Here is an 18,842-nt window from a genome sequence, read left to right on the forward strand (position 1 = left end):
CTCGACTTTTTTTGACGCTTTTATTGATTTTAACTATTTTACACTTATTCGGATATTTACAAAACCGGGATGCTCCCTAGGACGCTTTCTCAACTGTCACAGCTTATTCTTCCACACCTCAAAAACCTACCCACAATCAAAATAACATTCCACGATTGAGATATAGCAAGTATTTCGCTGAAAAAGCCTGGTTGGTTGCAACCCTTCCCTCGCACTGTTACTCATAACTAATTAACCTGGATTAATAGGACGATTACTTAACTGTCACAGTTTCTGGCTCCAGACTAAAACAACCTACTCACAATCAAAATAACATTTCACAAAGGCTCTCTTTATGTACAGTTTTGCAGGTTTTGGTGCGGGTACTGGCTTATTTTTATTGTTGGTTTTTGCCATTCTGCAATGGCTGCACGTCCCCGCCGGCAGTTTTATTGATTGGGTAATTGCCATTGCTATTTTTGAATGGCTGTTGCTGATAGTTACTGTTCCTTGGAATGTCCATTTTGAAGCTAAAGAAGTTTTAGCGCAAGCGGCTGAATCTACTAAAAAAAATATTGCTGTCGATCATGAACAAGTCAAATACGTTAATGTATTAGTTCGCCGATCGCTCTTTGTGGCGATCGGCCTGCATCTCGGAAGCGCGATCGTACTTTACGCCCTAGCCGCCACTGGAATTAGTGCTGTGGGCTATCTCAGTTCCGGTGCTGCACTGCTGTTAACTGTAATGCGTCCAGCTATCCGAGGTTATCAATATTTAGCCCAGCGGCTGAGAACTATCCGCAGCCAATTTTTGTACCCCCGCGAAGATATTGTCGAACTCCGCAGCCGCTTTGCAAGCTTAGAATCTACAGTTAAAGATTTATCCAATCAATTCAGTTTAAATAATCCGAATTCGTGGGTGGCTGTCCAAGAGCGGGAGCAACAGGCCACCAAAATAGAATTAACTAATTTATCCGCATCTCTACAATCTTTGCAAGCGAAAAATCAGGCAGAACACACTAAACTGGCAAGAGATGCAGAAAGTGCGATCGCCCAGCTTACCGACGACGGACAATTTCTCAACCACGTCCGCGAAATCATCCGCTTCTATAAAGAAGCATAAAGTCAGACGATTTTAGATTAAAGAATTGAATAATTGGGAATGACTGATGACTATCTGGCTTGAGAACTGGCCTACCGTAAAACTCCGCCTCTAAACTGCTATCATTAGTCATTAGTCCAATTCCCAATCCTCAACCTGCAATTGCCAATTCCCTATCTTTAGATAGATGCCAAATATTCGCAGATAGTAAAATCTTACCTAAAAACATACTTGTATCAGTCTTCAGGAAGACTCAATCAAGGTATTTTCCCTAACAGCAATTTTTCGCAAACTATAACCAAAGATAGTTTGTTAATGAGTTAGCTTAAGCTTAATATTAAAGGATAAGCGAAAGACCTTTTTGAAAAAATAACTCAGGAAACAATCATGACTAATCGCCAACCAACACCGCCCGAGAGTGAAATTAGCAAATCAACACCAACCGACGAACAAATAGAAGCTAAGATGGAAGCCCCCCACTACGACAGGGGCATTACTCCTGCTGAGACAGCAGCGCGGCAAGAGCGCGAAGGCTCTAACTTCATGCACGCAACCACCGAAGCAAAGCAGAAAGGCGCCAAAACAGACGACCAAACTGATGACGAAAGCATTCATACCACAGATGGTTATACAGTAGACCAAGAAGGTCTGGTTAACAATTACGCGGTCGAACCGGAAATGTACATCAACGAACCGGGCGATTTGAGAGCAAAAGAAGAAGCCGAAGCCGCAGAACGCGCTCGAATTCTCGCAGAAATCAAAGATAAAAAAGGCGAGGAAGGAAAACTGACAATGGATTCAGACACCCGTAGCAAAGGGCCGGGAATTATCTAGATTGTGTGGTTGGTAGTTGCGTTTCAGCGCGCGAAATTGCAACTGCAAAGCAAAGGGGCGGGTTTTTATAGTTCCGGCAGTTATCGATCGATATTTCCGGTACAACCCGCCCCTATTTTGTTTTCACACCTAGCTCAAAAACGCCTTAAAATTCCTCAAGCTTTAACATTTTCCCTCAGCCAATTAAACTTAGCCTGAGCTAGCGCCAAATTTTCCAGGACGTTAGGATTGATATCCTCCCGTTCAAATTCGGGTTTATCTAATTCTATATTGCGCCCGTATTCTATATGTCTAATCGTACCGCGCATCCTGTCTGCCAGACACAGTGAAATTCCATAATAAAACCGGGAAGCAAAGCCCATATCGTTTTGAAGTTTGATTACTAACTGCCGCCTAGGAATTGCCAGCAAGTGAGTTTCTTCTATCGCCTTCACGGTTGCCAAAGGAGGGCGAGCGTCAATAAAAGAGACTTCTCCCACCAGTTCTCCGCTGGCTATTTTAGCAAGTTCTTTAGTCCCCTCAGCCTCGATCAAAACGCTCAAACTCCCATCCAAAATAATGTAGAGCGCATCTATCTGTCTCCCTTCATGGATCAAAATCCCGCCCGGATCTAGAACTTCCTTTTTGCCTTTTTGGACGATCCAGTTGATATCGTCATTATTTAACTGGCTCAAAATAAAAAGTGCTTTTTTTCTGCTGCTGTCGGCCATAAGTTTTCGCTCTCGATCGCTTCTTCTTTATATAAAATTTAGATGGCGCGCGATCGCAACTTCTTCCGAAGCAGTCCTCGCTCAATACAGTTTTTTTATCCTGCCCAACTTCTTCGCAAAACCCCTATGGGGCAGGCTTGACCCATAGCAGACGAATCACGCTGAATCATAATCTCTCAATACTAGCATTTGTTAAAGAATCTTTTTTAACTCGATCGACCTCCCCAACATCCCGCGAAATGCCCGTCTCAAAAACAATTGGGTTCACCCGCCCAGCTTTGCTGTGGCATGAGGCGCGGCAGACAATGCTCCGCGCCCAGTCTTGCTCACTAAATCGATCGTAAATCAGGATAGCCGGCCAACATATCGTCAGCAGTCAGAGTGTCCCCGTTCGCTTGAGGAGTCCACAGCACCTCAACCGCCAGCAACTGCTCGCTCGATACTCCCCCAATCTGACGCAAAGCTTGGCGCAAATCTTCAGAGTTTTTCACGGCTGGCAATTGCAATTTGCCTTGAGTACCCACAATCACCGTCACCACAATAAATTCCCCAGGATCTGAATTCAAATCAGAAGCAACCAGCGCCCCATTTTCCTGCAAACCTGGCAGGATATTGTTGCTCCCTGCTTGGCGGAGCTGATTGTTATAATTCGAGAGCGTTTCTTCAGTAAATTTACTGCGTTCTGCCAAAGAAAGTTGATTAAACTTAGCTTCGGCTGCTTCCAAGCGAGTTTGCACAGATTCAGCGCCCGCGTAAACCCAGTATTCAGGATGCCGCAGCAGCGCCAGAGTAGATTCTTGCAGCACTTGAGCGCGACCCGCGGCTGTGTCGGTATCCGCTTTTAGCGCTAGGGAGTCGAGCTCGGCTTGCAAACCGCGGGCCTCTGCTAGCAAACCAACTTGCAAGCGGGCCACAGATACAGTGGTAGTGGGGGCGCTGTTGCCGAGTTCGTCAGTTCCTCCCCCGGCGCGGCGGAAGCTTTGGACGAGGAAATTAGCAATCGAGATAAAAATCAAAATCGAGAACAGGCCGCCAAACCCGCCCCCAAAGCCAAAAAACGGCAGCAAGAACGGGAAACCGAAGCCACCTCCAAAGCCACCACCTGGGTAGTAGCCTCCTCCCGACGGCGCGTAAGTGCGACTAGGAGACGAGTAACTGCGCGCCGGAGCTCTAAAAGATCCGCCGCCGATACGTCCTCCACTGCGGGCGGCCAGAGCTCCATCAGCGTTACCGAGGGCTAGCGTCAGTACCAGACCGATCGCAAATAGTGATTTCAAAAGCGGTTTGATCTTTGAAATTAGTTGCTTGTACATAAGACCGTTACTATTCGATACATTTATAATTTACAGTCTATCCTCGCTTCTGGGCAGCCTGGTTATAGGTATGAAGCCAGCGAGATATCCGTACCAACCGATCCAACCACAGTTAGGCCTGAGTCTGCAAACGAGAAAAGCTAGAAAGGACTTGCATTCCTTACTACTTAATTCTTGCACCATTTTCAAGAGCCGGCTTTCCGGCCTGTTCCACAAAGACTGAATTTCTTTTGGGGAGTACGGGTTGGGAGCTTCTAGCCCACCCATAAAATGGTTATTGAGAATGGTGCAACATCTCAGTTACTAAGTAGTCGTGCAAAATTAATTACACAATATTTCGCGTGAAAGCCTTACCTAGCAAGAAGTCTTTATGTAATTAATTTTGTGTAGTTACTTACAAACAATCGACATCCTGGCTTTTACAGAACTTTACTTAAGTACAGGGCGATCGGCCAACAATAAGCTTTAGACTTTTAAAGAAACGCCGCGAGTCCTCAAAAACAGGGCTTTATCTACCGTAAAAAAAACATTATGTTTCCAACTCACCGCCCCCGCCGCCTCCGCAACCATCCCCAACTCCGCCGGATGGTACGCGAAAATATCTTGACAACCAGCGATTTAATTTACCCCCTATTTGCCGTACCGGGGGAAGCTTTTGCTAAAGAAGTCACATCCATGCCCGGAGTTTACCAGCTATCGGTAGACAAAATAGTAGAAGAAGCAAAAGAAGTCTACGACCTCGGCATTCCCGCGATTATTTTATTCGGCATTCCCGCAGATAAAGACACAGATGCTACAGGTGCTTGGCACGACTGCGGCATCGTCCAACAAGCGACGGAAGCAGTTAAAAAAGCCGTACCAGATTTAATCGTCATGGTCGATACTTGTCTGTGCGAATATACCAGTCACGGTCACTGCGGCTATTTGGAAGTCGGAGATTTAAGCGGCCGCGTCTTGAACGATCCCACACTAGAATTGCTGAAGAAAACCGCCGTTGCTCAAGCTAAAGCCGGTGCAGATATTATCGCCCCTTCGGGAATGATGGACGGTTTTGTCGGAGCAATTCGCGAAGGATTGGACTCCGCTGGATTTGAAGATATTCCCATCATGTCTTACGCGGCAAAATACGCCTCAGCTTATTATGGCCCGTTCCGGGATGCGGCAGATTCTGCTCCGCAATTTGGCGATCGACGCACCTATCAAATGGACCCCGGCAACGGCCGCGAAGCTCTCAAAGAAATAGCTCTCGACATTGCCGAAGGCGCAGATATGCTCATGGTTAAACCCGCTTTAGCTTATATGGACATCATCTGGCGGGTTAAGGAAGCAACTAACCTGCCAGTTGCTGCTTACAACGTTTCTGGGGAATATGCGATGGTGAAAGCCGCCGCCCTCAACGGTTGGATAGATGAAGAAAGAGTAGTGATGGAAACTTTGACAGGATTCAAGCGTGCTGGTTGTGATTTGATTTTGACTTATCACGCCAAAGACGCCGCGCGCTGGCTGCAAAACTGATTCACTTGATTAGAGATTAGAGATTAGAGATTTGACTCCACAGCACAATCTTCGGGTGTTTTCGTGGAGTCAATACCTCTCTCGATAGATGATTTTTGAGCGATTACGCACCATACAAGCCTCGCTTACCGATGGACGACCCTCTAAACCGGGTTTTTACCGTTTCGGTGGGCTGCAATATCAAATCCGTTGGCATCGGAATTATTCATCTCGATCTTCTCTGACTCTGTGTTCTCTGCGCCCTCTGCGGTTAAATCATTCCGATACAACCGCAATTGATCTAACGAAGTAGACGTAAGAAAAAACCCGGTTTCTCTGTAGACAAACTCCACACCCCTAAAAAATCAGTCATTCCCATCTAAAATCTCAAATCTAAAATCTCAAATGGTATGAGTTATCAGTTGGGAATTTTGACTCAAAGACTTTTTTACAAAATTTACCCCAAAAAGTATTAATAATCACCGAAATTAGTTAGAAAATATGTATGAATAAAAATAGTTTTGTAAATCGGGAATTCAACCATTGCTCGTTCCCAAGCAAAATCAATTTTCACCCCTGTAAAACAGTAAAAGTAACACAGTTTAGATACCACTTGAAGGCAGATTGAGCATGACATCAACGACTAGGGATTCCAGTCAGATTCAATTTTGTATAGGTCGCGATCGCGCAGACATCGTACAGATCCAAGAACTATTTAAAGCCGCCGCCTTTTGGGCGAGGGAACGCAAGATAGAAGATTGGGAAATTGCGATCGCCAACAGCGAACCAGTTGTTACAGTTTGGGACGGCTCACGGGCGATCGGCTTTGCCAGAGCCACCTCAGACGGCATCTATCGAGCCACCATCTGGGATGTCGCCATTCACCCAGATTACCAAGGTGCAGGACTCGGCCGCAAATTAGTCCAAACCGTCTTGAGTCACCCTCGAATGTGCCGAGTAGAGCGAGTTTACCTGATGACAACTTACAAACAAAGCTTCTACGAGCGCATCGGTTTTCAGCAAAACGCTAGCACGACAATGGTACTTGAAAATCAGCTCTTAGAAGAGAATGTCGAATTAGAAATTAGCAAGGGCGAATTGCTAACTGCTAATTGTTAAACAAGCACAAAACTTGCACCAAAATCAATATGTAGGGTGCTCTTCGGCGCACCTTACTACCTATCAATTACCCACAACCAGGACACGGCAGTGCCGTTTCCCTACAATTAATCGATCGATAGTTACATCTCTTGCGAGCATGATGGCAAGAGAGTCCTCGCCCGTTCTATGATTATTTTGGGGTAGGGAAACGGCATTGCCGTGTCCTCGGTTACTCGTGCAACCGGCATTGATATTAATCCGTTAAAAAGTCCGTGGCCGAACTTCCTTCATCACAAAGTTGCCAAAGGAATAGAACACTGAGTCCGGTTAAAATTGCACTCTTCAGACTCAGAAGGCACAGCCAGAACCTCCAACTTTCCGCTCATCAAACTTAAAAGAGTCTGATTCATCAATAACCTCATTCCAGAAGACACCTGAGAATTATCGCTGCTCTTAGTAGCATCACACTCCAAATCGTGCTTCAGCAAATCCCAAGACTCGCTCCAAGCACTCACTGAACGCTGATCGTCCACCCAAATGTGAACGTATCCAGATTCCGGCGAAGCATGGGCAGACACAGAAATACTCCCCTCCTCCATCTGAGCCACAGCAGTATCTACCAAATTGACTAAAACTTGCCTAAACCTCGGAAAATCGACCAATACATAAATCCCCGGATCTGGCGGCAATATCTCCAAACGAATGCCGCGATTAGCAGCTTGCAAGTAAGTTAAATCATCAACCTCGTCAAAAACCTTAGCTAACTGAATCGGCTCAATATCCATCCTGTCAGTGCCGTGTTCAGTTTTAGCAACAGAGATAATTTCATCTATCAACTTCACCAGCTTGAGTGCCGCGACGTGAGCTTGCTCGACAAACTCTCGTTCCTCAGCAGGATCGTCGCACAAATCCGAGAGAATTAATTGCAGGGTACCAATCATAGTGCTCAGGGGCGATCGCAACTCGTGAGAAGTTCGAGCCAAAAAACCCGCCTTAAATTGGCTCATCTCCGATGCCATCTGATAAGCCAATTGAGTTTGCTTAAGTTGCTCAGAAAGGGCATCAAACTTCTCTAAGTGAATTTCTTGAGGAGATGGGGCTACTTTGGGCGCCGGTTCGGGCTGTTGCGAGCTTTTTTGCCGCAGGCGCCAAATCAAACTGCTTCCCAAACCCAGCCCCAGTCCCATACCTAAATATATAAAGTTGCTCCAGCCGATCGGCGCCATATTGCTTTGCCTTGGAGTTTAGCTTTTAGCATTCTAACTCGATCGCGCCTTGTCGCAATATTTCCCACTCGCTGCCCGTCCATTTAGCCACAGTCGAAGGCAAACTCGAAGCTGTTGTCGCTGTTGCTAATTCCGAAGGAACTAATGTCAAGACTTCAGGAAACTGAGCCTCAATTTCTGCCACCGACTCCAGAGGCGCTTGGCCGGATAGATTAGCACTGGTAGTAGCCAAAGGGCCTGTCTGCTCTAGAATCTTTAGGGCAAGGGGAAAATTAGGCACTCGTACTCCGATTGTAGTGCGATCAATGGGATTGAGAGCCGCCGGGACTTTTGGCGAAGCCGGCAGCACCAAAGTTAGCGCCCCCGGCCAATAGGATTCGGCTACTTGCTGCCACAAGTTTAACTCTGCTGGACTTCCCTGCACGTAGGGCCATAAAGCCTGGGCGGATGCTGCCATCAAAATCAGCGGTTTGTCTTGACTGCGACGTTTAGCTGCAAAAATCAACTCCGAGCGATCGGGACGCGCAGCCAAAGCGGGTACAGTATCTGTAGGAAAACTGACGATATGATTGCCAGAAATTGCCCCTTGAACTAGGGCATCGATCGAAACTTGTGTCATACCATTTTAGATTTTAGATTTTAGATTTTTGAAGTACGACATATTCTTGAAACCTAACGTCGATACGCTAAGGCAAACCGATCGATTCCTGCTAAATCAGAAAATATCTGAACTTCACCGTAACTCCCGTGACTTTGCAGCATATCAGCTACCGCCGTTTCTTGTCCCGCCATCATCTCCACCAACCAAACTCCCCCGGATTCTAAATAATCGGGAGCCGTTTCTACCAAATGCCGGATGCAATCTAACCCGTCAAAACCACCGTCTAAGGCCAGATGAGGTTCGTGCTTCAAAACTTCCGGTTGTAGAGTCAGAACTGTGCTGCTGGGGATGTAAGGCGGGTTAGACACCATGCCGCTAACGCGACCTTTGAGAAATTCTAGCGGTTCCCACCACGAACCTTGATAAAAATTAATTCGCGATTCAAAGCCCAAATTCTCAGCATTTTGTTGAGCCACTGCCAAAGCTTCCCAACTGCAATCTACCGCATAAACTGTAGCATTTGTCAACTCAGAAGCCAAGCCGATCGCGATCGCCCCGCTGCCCGTTCCCAAATCCACCCAATGCGATTTGGGATTGACACCAGAGCTTTTAACAGCTTCCACAGCCAAATCGATCAGCAATTCCGTTTCAGGGCGCGGAATTAGCACCGCCGGCGTTACTTTGAGCGAAAAATGCCGCCAATGTGCAACTCCCGTTAAATACTGCACCGGCACCCGTTCCTGCAAGCGCCGCTGCCACAATTGAGCAAGTTCAGATAAAGACAACTTTAATTCAATTTTTGGCAAATCTTTAAACGACTCTAAACGCAGAGCCAACCTATCCAAACCAGCCAGCTCTTTCAGCAGCCAGTCGATTTCTGCTAGGGGAATGTCAGAGGCGATCGCCTCCGCCTTAGCTTGATTCACCCACTGCCAAAGCTCTAAACCAGAAATAAACATAGGACTTTTTAGTAACAGGTAATTTCTAATTACTAATTGGCAATTGGTAATTCTAATTGATAATTAGAATTGATAAATAGTAGGTTGAGTCAAGAAACCCAACCTACTAACTAATGACTGATGACTAATGACTGCTGACTAACTATTAGCGAGCCGGTTGAGGTTGACTCGGAGCTGGAGCCGATCGAGCTGGAGCCGGAGCCACCTGTGGATTTTGGCCAGCACCCGCAGGTTGGAGCGATCGCACAAATTCCAGCGACTCCCGCGACGGAATCAAAATCATTTGGGTCAAAAACGGGTCGTTCTCAGTACGCAAAGCTTCCAAAACGCTCTCCAAGTTCACCACCTCAATCTTAATTGTGGCGGTCACGTTCGGCTGCTGCTGCTTAAAACGATCGACCATGCCCTGTAAATCCTCCTTGTTAAAAAACAAAGGAATCACCTCTTGCTGGCCCCGCTGAATCGTCAAATAACCATTTTCCGCACCGCCTCTGGCCAAAAACAGAGGTACACCGTTGAACTCGTTAACTTGTTGACCAGTCTGCTGAAGTACAGTTTTAGCCGACTGCACCTGCTGCGGAGCCGGAACGAAAGCAAATTGCACTTCCTCCGGCTTGCCTTTATTTGCTTGAGTGAGCTGATAAATTTCGCCCAGGGATACTGGCATCACGCGCACCGAGGCCGCCAACTGAGGATTTCTGGTTTTCAGTTGATCTACAAAAGCTTGAGCATCTTTCTGGCTGATGAAAATTCCCGCCACGGAAGCATTACCAGTTTGACCCTGACCCTGCTTGGGAACAGAAGCGATCAGGGGCGCACCCTGAGCGTCTGTAACCGTAAATACCGGCACCGATCGCAATTTTTCCAAAATTTGTGGCTCCGGCAGTGCCAGTGCAGACATCTTGCCAATTGGGGAGGGGCCCAGCAGAGTGCTGCCGACAATTCCCAATATTGCGCCCAAACGAACTAATGATTTCATGTTTTTTCCATCAGGAGCGATCCTGAAACACATTAACGCAAAGACTCGCGCTTTCACACTATCGGCAAAAACTGCCTCCATTTGTTTTCATTTGACGAAATGTAAACATCAGAGACAGTTCTGCTTCAATCTATTATTTAACATTGTGCGATCGGGATGACAGGATTTGAACCTGCGACATCCTGCTCCCAAAGCAGGCGCGCTACCAAGCTGCGCTACATCCCGGTGTTATAGTTAGCTAACCTCTAACCATTAACACACAAAATTGCTTGCTTGTCAAGCTTTTTTAAATATTTAGCTCTCGATGCAGCTAAGGCGAAGTTTTTTTCAGGTTGTGGGGTTTGACCCCACCCAAAAACCGATACCAGCCCCTGACTCCTATCGTGATCTGCTCACAATTTTAGACCCTTCGACAAGCTCAGGGCAACGCCCTAGTTCAAGCTCCCAGATTCATCTGTTGAATAAATCTCAAATCTCAAATAGTTCCTTCGACTCAGGGCAACTCGACTGACGGGGACTTGACCCCTCGACTGAGCGCCGATCGTCTGAATCACTCGCCGAATGTCTCACCGAAGTGTCAAATCTCAAATCGACTGACAATACTTGCACAGCTTCATAACGGCGCTGATGCCGAGATACATCAAAGCCTAACTGACCACAGCGCACAGGTGCATTCAGTGTTGTCAGCGTCAATATTGTATTGTATATCCTCAACAAATCAACGCCGACCTGCACCTCGCTCGCTAATCTGGATACCAAAACATACCTTTAATCCCCTCTGGATCGGACATAAAGCCCAAATTGCGGTAAAAATCCACCACTTGAGGGTCAGCAAATAAGGTAATGTTGCTGATATCTTCACTGCGGAGTTTTTTAATGATGTATTTCATCAGCGCCTTGCCCATGCCTTTGCCCTGGTAGTCGGGATGAACTACCACATCCCAAAGCGTGGCATTAAAAGCATGGTCTGAAGTCGCTCTGGCGAAACCCACCAGCCGTCGCTGGCTGCCCCGCATCTCCCACATAGAGACGACTAGGAAGCTGTGCTGAATAGCTTTTTTGACTTTACGCAGGGGACGGCGGGACCAACCCACTGCATTACAAAGTTCTTCGAGTTCGTAGAGGTCAATGTCCCGATCGCAACTGAAAAAGATGCGAGCGTTGCCGCTGGCGGGTTTGCGAAACGTTGGGGAAAGCGGATCGCCTAACCCAACAGCCACATCTTCCTCAAAATCCGCTGTTTGGGGTACAGAGGCAGACTCAGAACTACTAAATAAGTTTTTCCAAAAACCCATGCAGGCGCGGTTAAGGTAGTAAAAGTTGGACGACGAGAAAGAGAACCAGACAGATAAACCCACTCCGATGGCGTAGGATCAATTGCCGGTAGCCTCTTGAGGAACAGTTTACGGTACACTCATCTTACGCCGAAAACAGCGATTTGTCGTCCAACATTGAGTCTGCGCTTTTTTGATTCTGTCAAGTTTGGTAGAACTGTTCTGCTAGCCAGTGCCCGGACAACCCGCTTTTAAGGTAAAATTTGTTGCCGAACCAGGACAGAGGCATTTTGGGAAATCCTTCTTTTGAGTGCCGCCGATCGCGCCGGAACTTATACCCTTGGTGGGAAATACCACTGGAATGGCGCAACCGCGACATTCGCGTGATACGTTCCAAAACAGATTTGGCTTCTGCTTTTACTGAGGAATACAAATTAATCCCGAAAAAACTAGCTAAACTTGTTCATAGTTAATCGCCCAAAGAGGTTTGTATGTTTTCTATCAAATTAGCCCTCAAATTGAATAATAGAGAAGCAACCTTGATGGCAAAACACGCAGGATTTCGGCGGGTTGTCTTTAACATGGGATTGAGTCTTCGGACTCAGATTTACAGTGAAGGTAAGTTTTCGGACTCAAAAGTAATTAACGAAGTCAAAAAAGTCTTGACCAATCGCGTCAAGAAAGAACCTGAATTTGCTTGGATGAATCAACTATCCAGCCGAGTTTATCAAAACGCATTAATTGATTTAAAAGATGCGTTTAGCAGATATCGCTCAGGAAAATATGGTCATCCCACATTTGCAAGTCGTCGAAATAAGCAATCATTTACTGTAGATTCGTCCAACGGAAAAGTTATACTCAGTCCTGGAAACACAATTAAAATTCCTACACTGGGGAAATTTCGACTTCATGAACCACTGGAATGTAGTTTTGTCTCTCAAACCTTTACCTTGTCAAAAGAAGGAAGCCATTGGTTTGTCTCTTTCTGTGTTGATGTAGAACGTTTGCCAATCCAGCAACTCCAAGATTCAATAGGCATCGATGTAGGGGTGAAAGTTTTTGCTACGTTGTCAAACAATCAAGTATTTGATGCGCCGAAACCGTTGAAGCGAGCGAAAACCAAGCTAGCAATATTGCAACGTCAGGCCTCAAAACAAGTAAATGGTTCTAACAATCAGCGGAAAACCTACAATAAAATTAGTCGAATTAATTCACGAATATCCGCCCGTCGCAAAGATTTCCTGCATAAGTTGACGACTTATTTGGCTAAGACTTTTAAGCTGATTAACATTGAAGACTTGAATGTAAAGGGGACGATGGCTAACCATAAGCTGGCGGCAGCTATATCCGACTTAGGGTTTTACGAATTCAACCGCCAACTGACTTACAAGTGTCAGATGTATGGAGCAAGTTTAGTGCTAATAGACCAATGGTTTCCTAGTTCTAAAACTTGCTCAAACTGTGAAAAAAAAGATATGCCACTGAATCTCAGAACTTATGATTGTCCTGTTTGTGGCCGCTCAATTGACCGCGACTTAAACGCCAGTTTGAATATTTTAAACTGGGAACAACCCTCGGCTTGAGGGGGATAGCCTACTTATCTTGGGATGGCCGACCACCCAACAGCGTGGGAAGTAAACACTAATTACTCAAAGAATAACTTTGGGTAAGTCTAGATAAGTTTTATGGAGCAGATATACTAGGTATTTACTCCCCCAAGCCTTATGGCGATGGGATTTTCGATTTGACGATTCGACTTAAGTTGTGCTCATCTGCTCCCGCACCTTCCCCTCAATTATGGCTTCGGGTTTAAAACCATCTACACTAGAACTTCTCAAGCGCTTTAACCGAGCGTTTCCGCAGTTTTATGAGCAATTTGTCAGCAGCGAAATCCAGTTGCAAAACCTCAAATTAGCTTACCAGCTTTACAAAACTCGGCAAGCAGTCATCGAAATCCGAGCCGAAGGTAACAAAAGTGCCCTGCATTTTGCTTACCGGAACCAGTCTTTTCTACTGAGCGATATTTTTGGAGTGCTCGCGGCCTACGGACTGACGATTCACAGTCTGAGTCTGTACGGTCAAATTTACCCGCCGATGCTGGTATTTATCAAATTGGTAGTATCTCGCGGTGGCAAGGTACTGGCAGATAAAACAGCAGAAAACGTCTGTAGGGCGGTTCGAGAGGCCTTGGCGGGGCATTTTGAGGTTGAAGAGATGTTGGCGGTGGAATTTAATTTGGACGCGGGTTTGGAGGATGTGGCAACTGAATTCTACGTCGATCCGGTTTTCCACTTGCCAGCTTTGCTGATTGAAGCAGATAATCAGCCTGGACTTTTTTACAAAGTTATGTATGCCATCTGGCAAGAGGATTTGTTGGTCGTAAATGCTAATTTGCTGGTTTGGCGGGGGCGAACTCGCCTGATTCTCTACTTGTTGGGGCCCAATGAAAGTTTAATTCCTGAGTATCTGGGGCAGAAAATCGCTGAGGGGGTGCGACAAAGATTGCTGGGCGAGCGATTTTAGGGATAGCACTGACTAGGCGTGAAACTGGGTTTTTGGTCAAGACTTTAGTTCTGAGAAAGTTCAACCAAGCCGATCGCTCCTGGAAATGCCACTCCCTCTGTGTTGATTTCGGGATAGGATAAATTTATGGCAACCATCGACATCCTAGGGGTTCGGCACGCTTACGATTTGACGGCTCCGACTGCAACTTCCCCGGTTCTGGTATTTGTCCACGGCTGGCTGTTAAGCCGCCGCTACTGGCAACCGTTGACCGATCGCTTGGCATCAAACTATCAGTGCCTGACATACGATTTGCGGGGCTTTGGCGATTCTCAAGCCGACGACGGCAGCGGTCATCGCGGGCGTTCCCAAACGCTTAACTCCTGCTACACTCCCGCAGCTTACGCTCGCGATTTGGAACTTTTACTCGAAAAACTCGATATATCTTCTGCTTGGCTGGTGGGACACTCTCTGGGAGGTACGATCGCCCTTTGGGGAGCCAGCCAATTGTCCGATCGCATTAAAGGTGTCGTCTGCATCAATGCAGGCGGCGGCATCTATCTTAAGGAAGAATTCGAGCGGTTTCGAGCCGTCGGCAAGCAGCTAGTGAAAATGCGTCCCGGCTGGCTGCCTCGCTTGCCGTTAGCAGATTACCTGTTTGCCCGCGATTCTGTAGCCTGCTCGATCGGCCGCTCTTGGGGACGGCAGCGCTTAATAGATTTTGTGGGAGCTGATCCAGAGGCAGCTTTGGGGGCTTTGTTGGACTCCACCACAGAAGCGGAGATTCACCTCTTGCCGCAAATAGTATCCCGACTCAAGCAGCCTGTTTATTTTATTGCCGGCACTAAAGACAAAATTATGGAACCCAAATACGTGCTGCATTTGGCTAGCTTTCACTGGATGTTCCAAGGTGGCGGCGAGAATGTCTTTCAGCTTCCCGATTGTGGCCATTTGGCAATGGTGGAACAGCCGGATGCAGTGGCTAGTTACCTGCAAAATATTCTGCAAGAACACACTTAAAGGGCATTGGGTAAAGCGAAACCGAGGAATGGGGCATTAGGCAGATCTCCGGTTCTCTGAAGCGAAGCTTCCCAAATAGAAAGTTACAAGTTAAAAGTTAAAACATTTTTCCCTGTTCATTCCCTTAACATCGATCCGTAAAATCGCTTACACAATCGGTTAAATCCCGTACACAATCAGTTGCCGAGCTTCCTTCGCCTAAATCTGTTATGTTAAATAGATAACTCTGCCCGATCGCCCTTAAGGACAGAGCTTCTGACTCGATAGTGGCAAATTGTCTCAATACTAATTCTGCTTAAATATCTGTGCGCGTTAACCTCACCGATCGGCAACAACACATCCTTTGGGCAACGGTTCGCCACTATATAGCTACAGCGGAACCCGTTGGCTCAAAAGCTTTGGCTGACGAATTCAACCTCAGCGTCAGCCCAGCTACAATTCGCAATGCGATGGGGACTCTCGAAAAAGCTGGGCTGCTCTATCAGCCTCACACTTCGGCCGGACGAGTCCCCTCTGACTCCGGCTACAGAATTTATGTAGACCAGTTGATTCAACCGTCTGATACGCTCGCCCGCAAGGTGGAACAGGTACTAGACCAGCTCAACTGGTCGGATGGTCGCATGGACGCGGCACTCCGTGGCGCTGCTCAAATCCTGGCAACTATCAGCGGTTACATAGCAATGATCACCATACCGCAAACCCATACGGCTTGCTTGCGCCACTTGCAACTGGTGCAGCTAGAGGCGGGAAAGGTGATGTTGATCGTGGTGACTGATGTTTACGAAACTCATTCGGTGCTGGTGCAGTTACCCAAGCACGCAGATGGTAGCTGGCCAGATGAGGAAATTGTCGATCGCCAATTGCAGATTTTGTCGAATTTTTTGAACAGCAAGCTGCGGGGGCGATCGCTTTCGGAACTCTCGACTGTAGACTGGAGCGAGTTAGACCGGGACTTTGAACTGTACGCTGAATGGATGGAAACCATGCTGGCTGCTTTAAGCCGCCGCCAAAGCAATCCCACCTACACGCGAATTCTGATCGGCGGTTTGGCAGAAGCGCTGCGCTTGCCTGAGTTTTCGCAGTTGCAGCAAGTTCAAACCCTGGTGCAATTGCTCGAACAAGAGCAGGAACTGCTTTGGCCTTTGATTTTTGAATCGCCTGAGTTGGAGAGGCCAGGGAAGCGGGTAACGGTGCGTATTGGCTCGGAAAATTCCTTGGAACCAATTCGCGGCTGTACTCTGATTTCTTCGATTTACCGCCGGGGATCGGTGCCGGTGGGTAGTGTTGGGGTTTTGGGGCCGACGCGGATGGTTTATGAAAATGCGATCGCGGTTGTGGAAGCTGCAGCCGATTATTTGTCAGAAGCTATTGGCGGAAATCGAGTTAGTTTTCCTGATGGCGATCGAGGGCGATCGGATCATCCCTTGTTAGATACACCCTAATTTGATAGCCCCAAGCTTAACTGGCTTGGGGTTTTATTGTCTGTGGACGTACTCGCAACCTTTAAAAACCGGGTTTTATGACAAAAAACCTAGGCTTTTATACTCTTTTTGGGGCAAGAAACTAAAGCTTCGCGGTTGACAAGAGAGTTTCGTAAACAACCAGGTTTCTGCGTCCCTGAGTGGCTCGGAAAGTGGCAGGAGTTGCGGGCGATCGACTTTCCAGCGATCGGGAGAAAGAGATTGCGATGGTGAGCGATCGCGCATTCACAGAAAGTGGTCGCGGAGCGTTAGTCGAACGGCGGGTTTAGCCACCCAACTGACGATTTTTTTTGGCAACCGGGTGGGCTGCTAAACCCGCTATAGGGATAGCGGCTACGACCAATGAATAGATGAGGCGCTTACCCTGGGAGCGTCGATTCCCAAGGCAGCAGAATGTCAAAATATTAAGACATTTTAGAGAGTTCGTCAAAAACAACTAAAAAAGATTAGTGTGGATAGGAAAGCAATATTTCTTTTGGAAATAGCCCGGGTTAGACAATTGCAAATAACTTGCAGTGAATTTGGCTTGATTGCCACTCCATAAAAAATTTAACCGCTGAGTTAAGATCGAAACGAAATTTAGGGAATTTTCTTTTAGCATTCAATGAAATCGACTGATACAACTAAGAATACCTTTGCGATAACAACGCCTCTGTATTATGTAAACGATTTACCTCACGTTGGCAGCGCTTATACGACTATGGCTGCGGATGCCCTAGCCCGATTTGAGCGGCTGCGGGGCAAATCTGTTTTGCTGGTTACGGGGACGGACGAACACGGGCAGAAAATTCAGCGGACAGCCGAGAGTTTGGGACGATCGCCCCAAGCTCACTGCGACTTAGTAGTTCCGGCGTTTGAAACGCTGTGGGAGCAACTCGACATCCAGTACGATCGCTTCATCCGCACAACTTCGCGGCGCCACGAGTACATTGTCAAAGAATTTTTCCAGCGCGTCTGGAACTCCGGCGACATTTACTTGAACCAGCAACAAGGCTGGTACTGCGTCTCCTGTGAAGAATTTAAGGATGAACGGGAATTGTTGCCGGGAAATCGGTGTTCTGTCCACACCAGCAAGGAAGTTGAGTGGCGCGACGAGGAAAATTACTTTTTCCGTCTGTCGCGGTATCAAGACCAACTGCTGGCCTTGTACGCAGAACGTCCCGACTTCATCGCGCCGGAAAGCCGACGGAACGAAGTGCTCAGTTTCGTCAACTCTGGACTGCAAGACTTTTCGATTTCTAGAGTGAATCTCGAATGGGGTCTGCCAATACCAGTTGACCCCAGTCACAGCATCTACGTCTGGTTTGACGCTTTGCTGGGATACGTCACCGCCTTGCTAGATCCGGACAGCGACCCGATGTTGGAGAATGCTTTATCTAAATGGTGGCCGATTGACTTGCACTTGATCGGCAAAGATATTCTTCGCTTCCACGCAGTTTACTGGCCGGCAATGCTGATGTCAGCGAATCTACTGGTGCCGGGTCGCGTTTTCGCACACGGGTTTTTGACCAAAGACGGCAAAAAAATGGGGAAAACGGAGGGTAATACTTTAAACCCTGTCGAATTGATCAACAAATACGGCGCTGATGCAGTGCGTTACTATTTTCTCAAAGAAATTGAATTCGGAGAGGATGGCGATTTTAACGAAACTCGGTTTATCAATATATTGAATGCTGAGCTAGCAAATGATTTGGGAAATTTGCTTAATCGTACCCTAAACATGGCTCGCAAATATTGCGGTGGCTGCGTACCAAATGTGTTGGGAGAAAACATTGACGGCGACAACCTTCTCAAGGCTATGAGCCGGGATTTGGGCGATCGCGTCGCGGGTTTTTACGAAGAATTGGCTTTTAGCAAGGCTTGCGAAGCGGTGCTTGCATTAGTTCGAGCCGGAAACAAGTTTATTGATGTGCAAGCACCTTGGAGTTTGTACAAGCAGGGACAGCTTGAAAGTGTCGAACAAGTGCTATATTCTGTTCTGGAATCTGTTAGACTAGCATCTTACCTTTTATCGCCGATTATTCCTAATATCAGCAACGCTATCTATCAGCAGCTAGGTTTTTCAATTGACTTTAACGATCGGGTTGCCGTTAACAGTTCAGCGACTTTTGCAGTTCATGCTGCCTGGGGCGCTTTGCCGGCCAACCAAACTCTGGGAGAACCCCAACCAGTTTTTAAGAGGCTCGAACTGTTGGAAACATTACCGTCATAGTTCGCAGCCAGCGATCGGGGTGCTATGACAGATTATGAATTAGCACTTTTTTCCT

General features: G+C 47.1%; 18 protein-coding genes and 1 tRNA gene. 11 read left to right on the forward strand and 8 right to left on the reverse strand.

The window, feature by feature from the left end; all coding sequences use genetic code 11:
- Positions 1-334 precede the first annotated feature (334 nt).
- Positions 335-1,102 (forward strand): hypothetical protein, encoded by a 768-nt coding sequence (locus tag QUA44_RS10465; RefSeq protein ID WP_333255783.1) that lies wholly within the window; start codon positions 335-337, stop codon positions 1,100-1,102.
- A gap of 366 nt (positions 1,103-1,468) precedes the next feature.
- Complete coding sequence (locus QUA44_RS10470; protein WP_333255781.1) at positions 1,469-1,915, forward strand: hypothetical protein; 447 nt, start codon at positions 1,469-1,471, stop codon at positions 1,913-1,915.
- 155 nt (positions 1,916-2,070) lie between these two features.
- Here QUA44_RS10470 and QUA44_RS10475 read toward each other — a convergent pair whose 3' ends face one another.
- Together QUA44_RS10475 and QUA44_RS10480 are read right to left on the reverse strand one after the other, a co-directional pair.
- Positions 2,071-2,625 (reverse strand): cyclic nucleotide-binding domain-containing protein, encoded by a 555-nt coding sequence (locus QUA44_RS10475; protein WP_333255780.1) that lies wholly within the window; start codon positions 2,623-2,625, stop codon positions 2,071-2,073.
- 329 nt (positions 2,626-2,954) lie between these two features.
- Positions 2,955-3,938 carry a DUF1517 domain-containing protein gene (locus QUA44_RS10480; RefSeq protein WP_333255778.1) on the reverse strand — a complete coding sequence of 328 codons (984 nt, stop codon included), beginning with the start codon at positions 3,936-3,938 and terminating at the stop codon, positions 2,955-2,957.
- A gap of 531 nt (positions 3,939-4,469) precedes the next feature.
- Here QUA44_RS10480 and hemB point away from each other — a divergent pair.
- Positions 4,470-5,453 (forward strand): porphobilinogen synthase, encoded by a 984-nt coding sequence (hemB, locus tag QUA44_RS10485; protein WP_333049296.1) that lies wholly within the window; start codon positions 4,470-4,472, stop codon positions 5,451-5,453.
- A 609-nt stretch (positions 5,454-6,062) separates the two neighbouring features.
- Positions 6,063-6,551: a GNAT family N-acetyltransferase gene (locus QUA44_RS10490; protein WP_333255776.1), complete on the forward strand. Its 489-nt coding sequence runs from the start codon at positions 6,063-6,065 to the stop codon at positions 6,549-6,551.
- A gap of 272 nt (positions 6,552-6,823) precedes the next feature.
- Here the strand turns inward: QUA44_RS10490 and QUA44_RS10495 are convergent, their stop codons facing one another.
- From QUA44_RS10495 to QUA44_RS10520, 6 genes are all read right to left on the reverse strand, one after another.
- A complete protein-coding gene (locus QUA44_RS10495) occupies positions 6,824-7,759 on the reverse strand; it encodes a sensor histidine kinase (protein WP_333255774.1) in 936 nt (311 codons plus the stop codon).
- Positions 7,760-7,784: 25 nt separating this feature from the next.
- Positions 7,785-8,378 carry an L-threonylcarbamoyladenylate synthase gene (locus tag QUA44_RS10500; protein ID WP_333255772.1) on the reverse strand — a complete coding sequence of 198 codons (594 nt, stop codon included), beginning with the start codon at positions 8,376-8,378 and terminating at the stop codon, positions 7,785-7,787.
- A 53-nt stretch (positions 8,379-8,431) separates the two neighbouring features.
- Positions 8,432-9,319, reverse strand: a complete 888-nt coding sequence (prmC, locus tag QUA44_RS10505) for a peptide chain release factor N(5)-glutamine methyltransferase (RefSeq protein ID WP_333255770.1) — start codon at positions 9,317-9,319, stop codon at positions 8,432-8,434.
- 145 nt (positions 9,320-9,464) lie between these two features.
- Complete coding sequence (locus tag QUA44_RS10510) at positions 9,465-10,298, reverse strand: Tic22 family protein (protein WP_333255768.1); 834 nt, start codon at positions 10,296-10,298, stop codon at positions 9,465-9,467.
- 151 nt (positions 10,299-10,449) lie between these two features.
- Positions 10,450-10,523 (reverse strand) — tRNA-Pro (locus tag QUA44_RS10515).
- Between the two features lie 518 nt (positions 10,524-11,041).
- Positions 11,042-11,593 carry a GNAT family N-acetyltransferase gene (locus tag QUA44_RS10520; protein WP_172187348.1) on the reverse strand — a complete coding sequence of 184 codons (552 nt, stop codon included), beginning with the start codon at positions 11,591-11,593 and terminating at the stop codon, positions 11,042-11,044.
- Between the two features lie 245 nt (positions 11,594-11,838).
- On the opposite strand from QUA44_RS10520, the gene QUA44_RS10525 reads away from it, so the two are divergent.
- From QUA44_RS10525 to metG, 7 genes are all read left to right on the forward strand, one after another.
- Positions 11,839-12,045, forward strand: coding sequence for a hypothetical protein (locus QUA44_RS10525; RefSeq protein ID WP_333255764.1), 207 nt, complete (start codon positions 11,839-11,841; stop codon positions 12,043-12,045).
- Between the two features lie 18 nt (positions 12,046-12,063).
- On the forward strand, positions 12,064-13,155 hold the full coding sequence (locus tag QUA44_RS10530; RefSeq protein WP_333255762.1) for an RNA-guided endonuclease TnpB family protein: 1,092 nt from the start codon (positions 12,064-12,066) through the stop codon (positions 13,153-13,155).
- Between the two features lie 214 nt (positions 13,156-13,369).
- Positions 13,370-14,095 carry a hypothetical protein gene (locus QUA44_RS10535; protein WP_006631881.1) on the forward strand — a complete coding sequence of 242 codons (726 nt, stop codon included), beginning with the start codon at positions 13,370-13,372 and terminating at the stop codon, positions 14,093-14,095.
- 126 nt (positions 14,096-14,221) lie between these two features.
- A complete protein-coding gene (locus QUA44_RS10540; RefSeq protein WP_333255760.1) occupies positions 14,222-15,094 on the forward strand; it encodes an alpha/beta hydrolase in 873 nt (290 codons plus the stop codon).
- Positions 15,095-15,393: 299 nt separating this feature from the next.
- On the forward strand, positions 15,394-16,536 hold the full coding sequence (gene hrcA, locus QUA44_RS10545) for a heat-inducible transcriptional repressor HrcA (protein ID WP_445243700.1): 1,143 nt from the start codon (positions 15,394-15,396) through the stop codon (positions 16,534-16,536).
- Between the two features lie 179 nt (positions 16,537-16,715).
- Entirely contained in the window at positions 16,716-16,844 is a 129-nt protein-coding gene (locus QUA44_RS10550; RefSeq protein WP_333255756.1) for a hypothetical protein, read from the forward strand.
- A gap of 335 nt (positions 16,845-17,179) precedes the next feature.
- The gene (gene metG, locus QUA44_RS10555) at positions 17,180-18,787 is read left to right on the forward strand and encodes a methionine--tRNA ligase (RefSeq protein WP_333255754.1); all 1,608 of its coding nucleotides are present in this window, start codon (positions 17,180-17,182) and stop codon (positions 18,785-18,787) included.
- Positions 18,788-18,842 lie beyond the last annotated feature (55 nt).

The sequence above is a fragment of the Microcoleus sp. N9_A2 genome (assembly GCF_036701775.1).
GTDB lineage: Bacteria > Cyanobacteriota > Cyanobacteriia > Cyanobacteriales > Microcoleaceae > Microcoleus.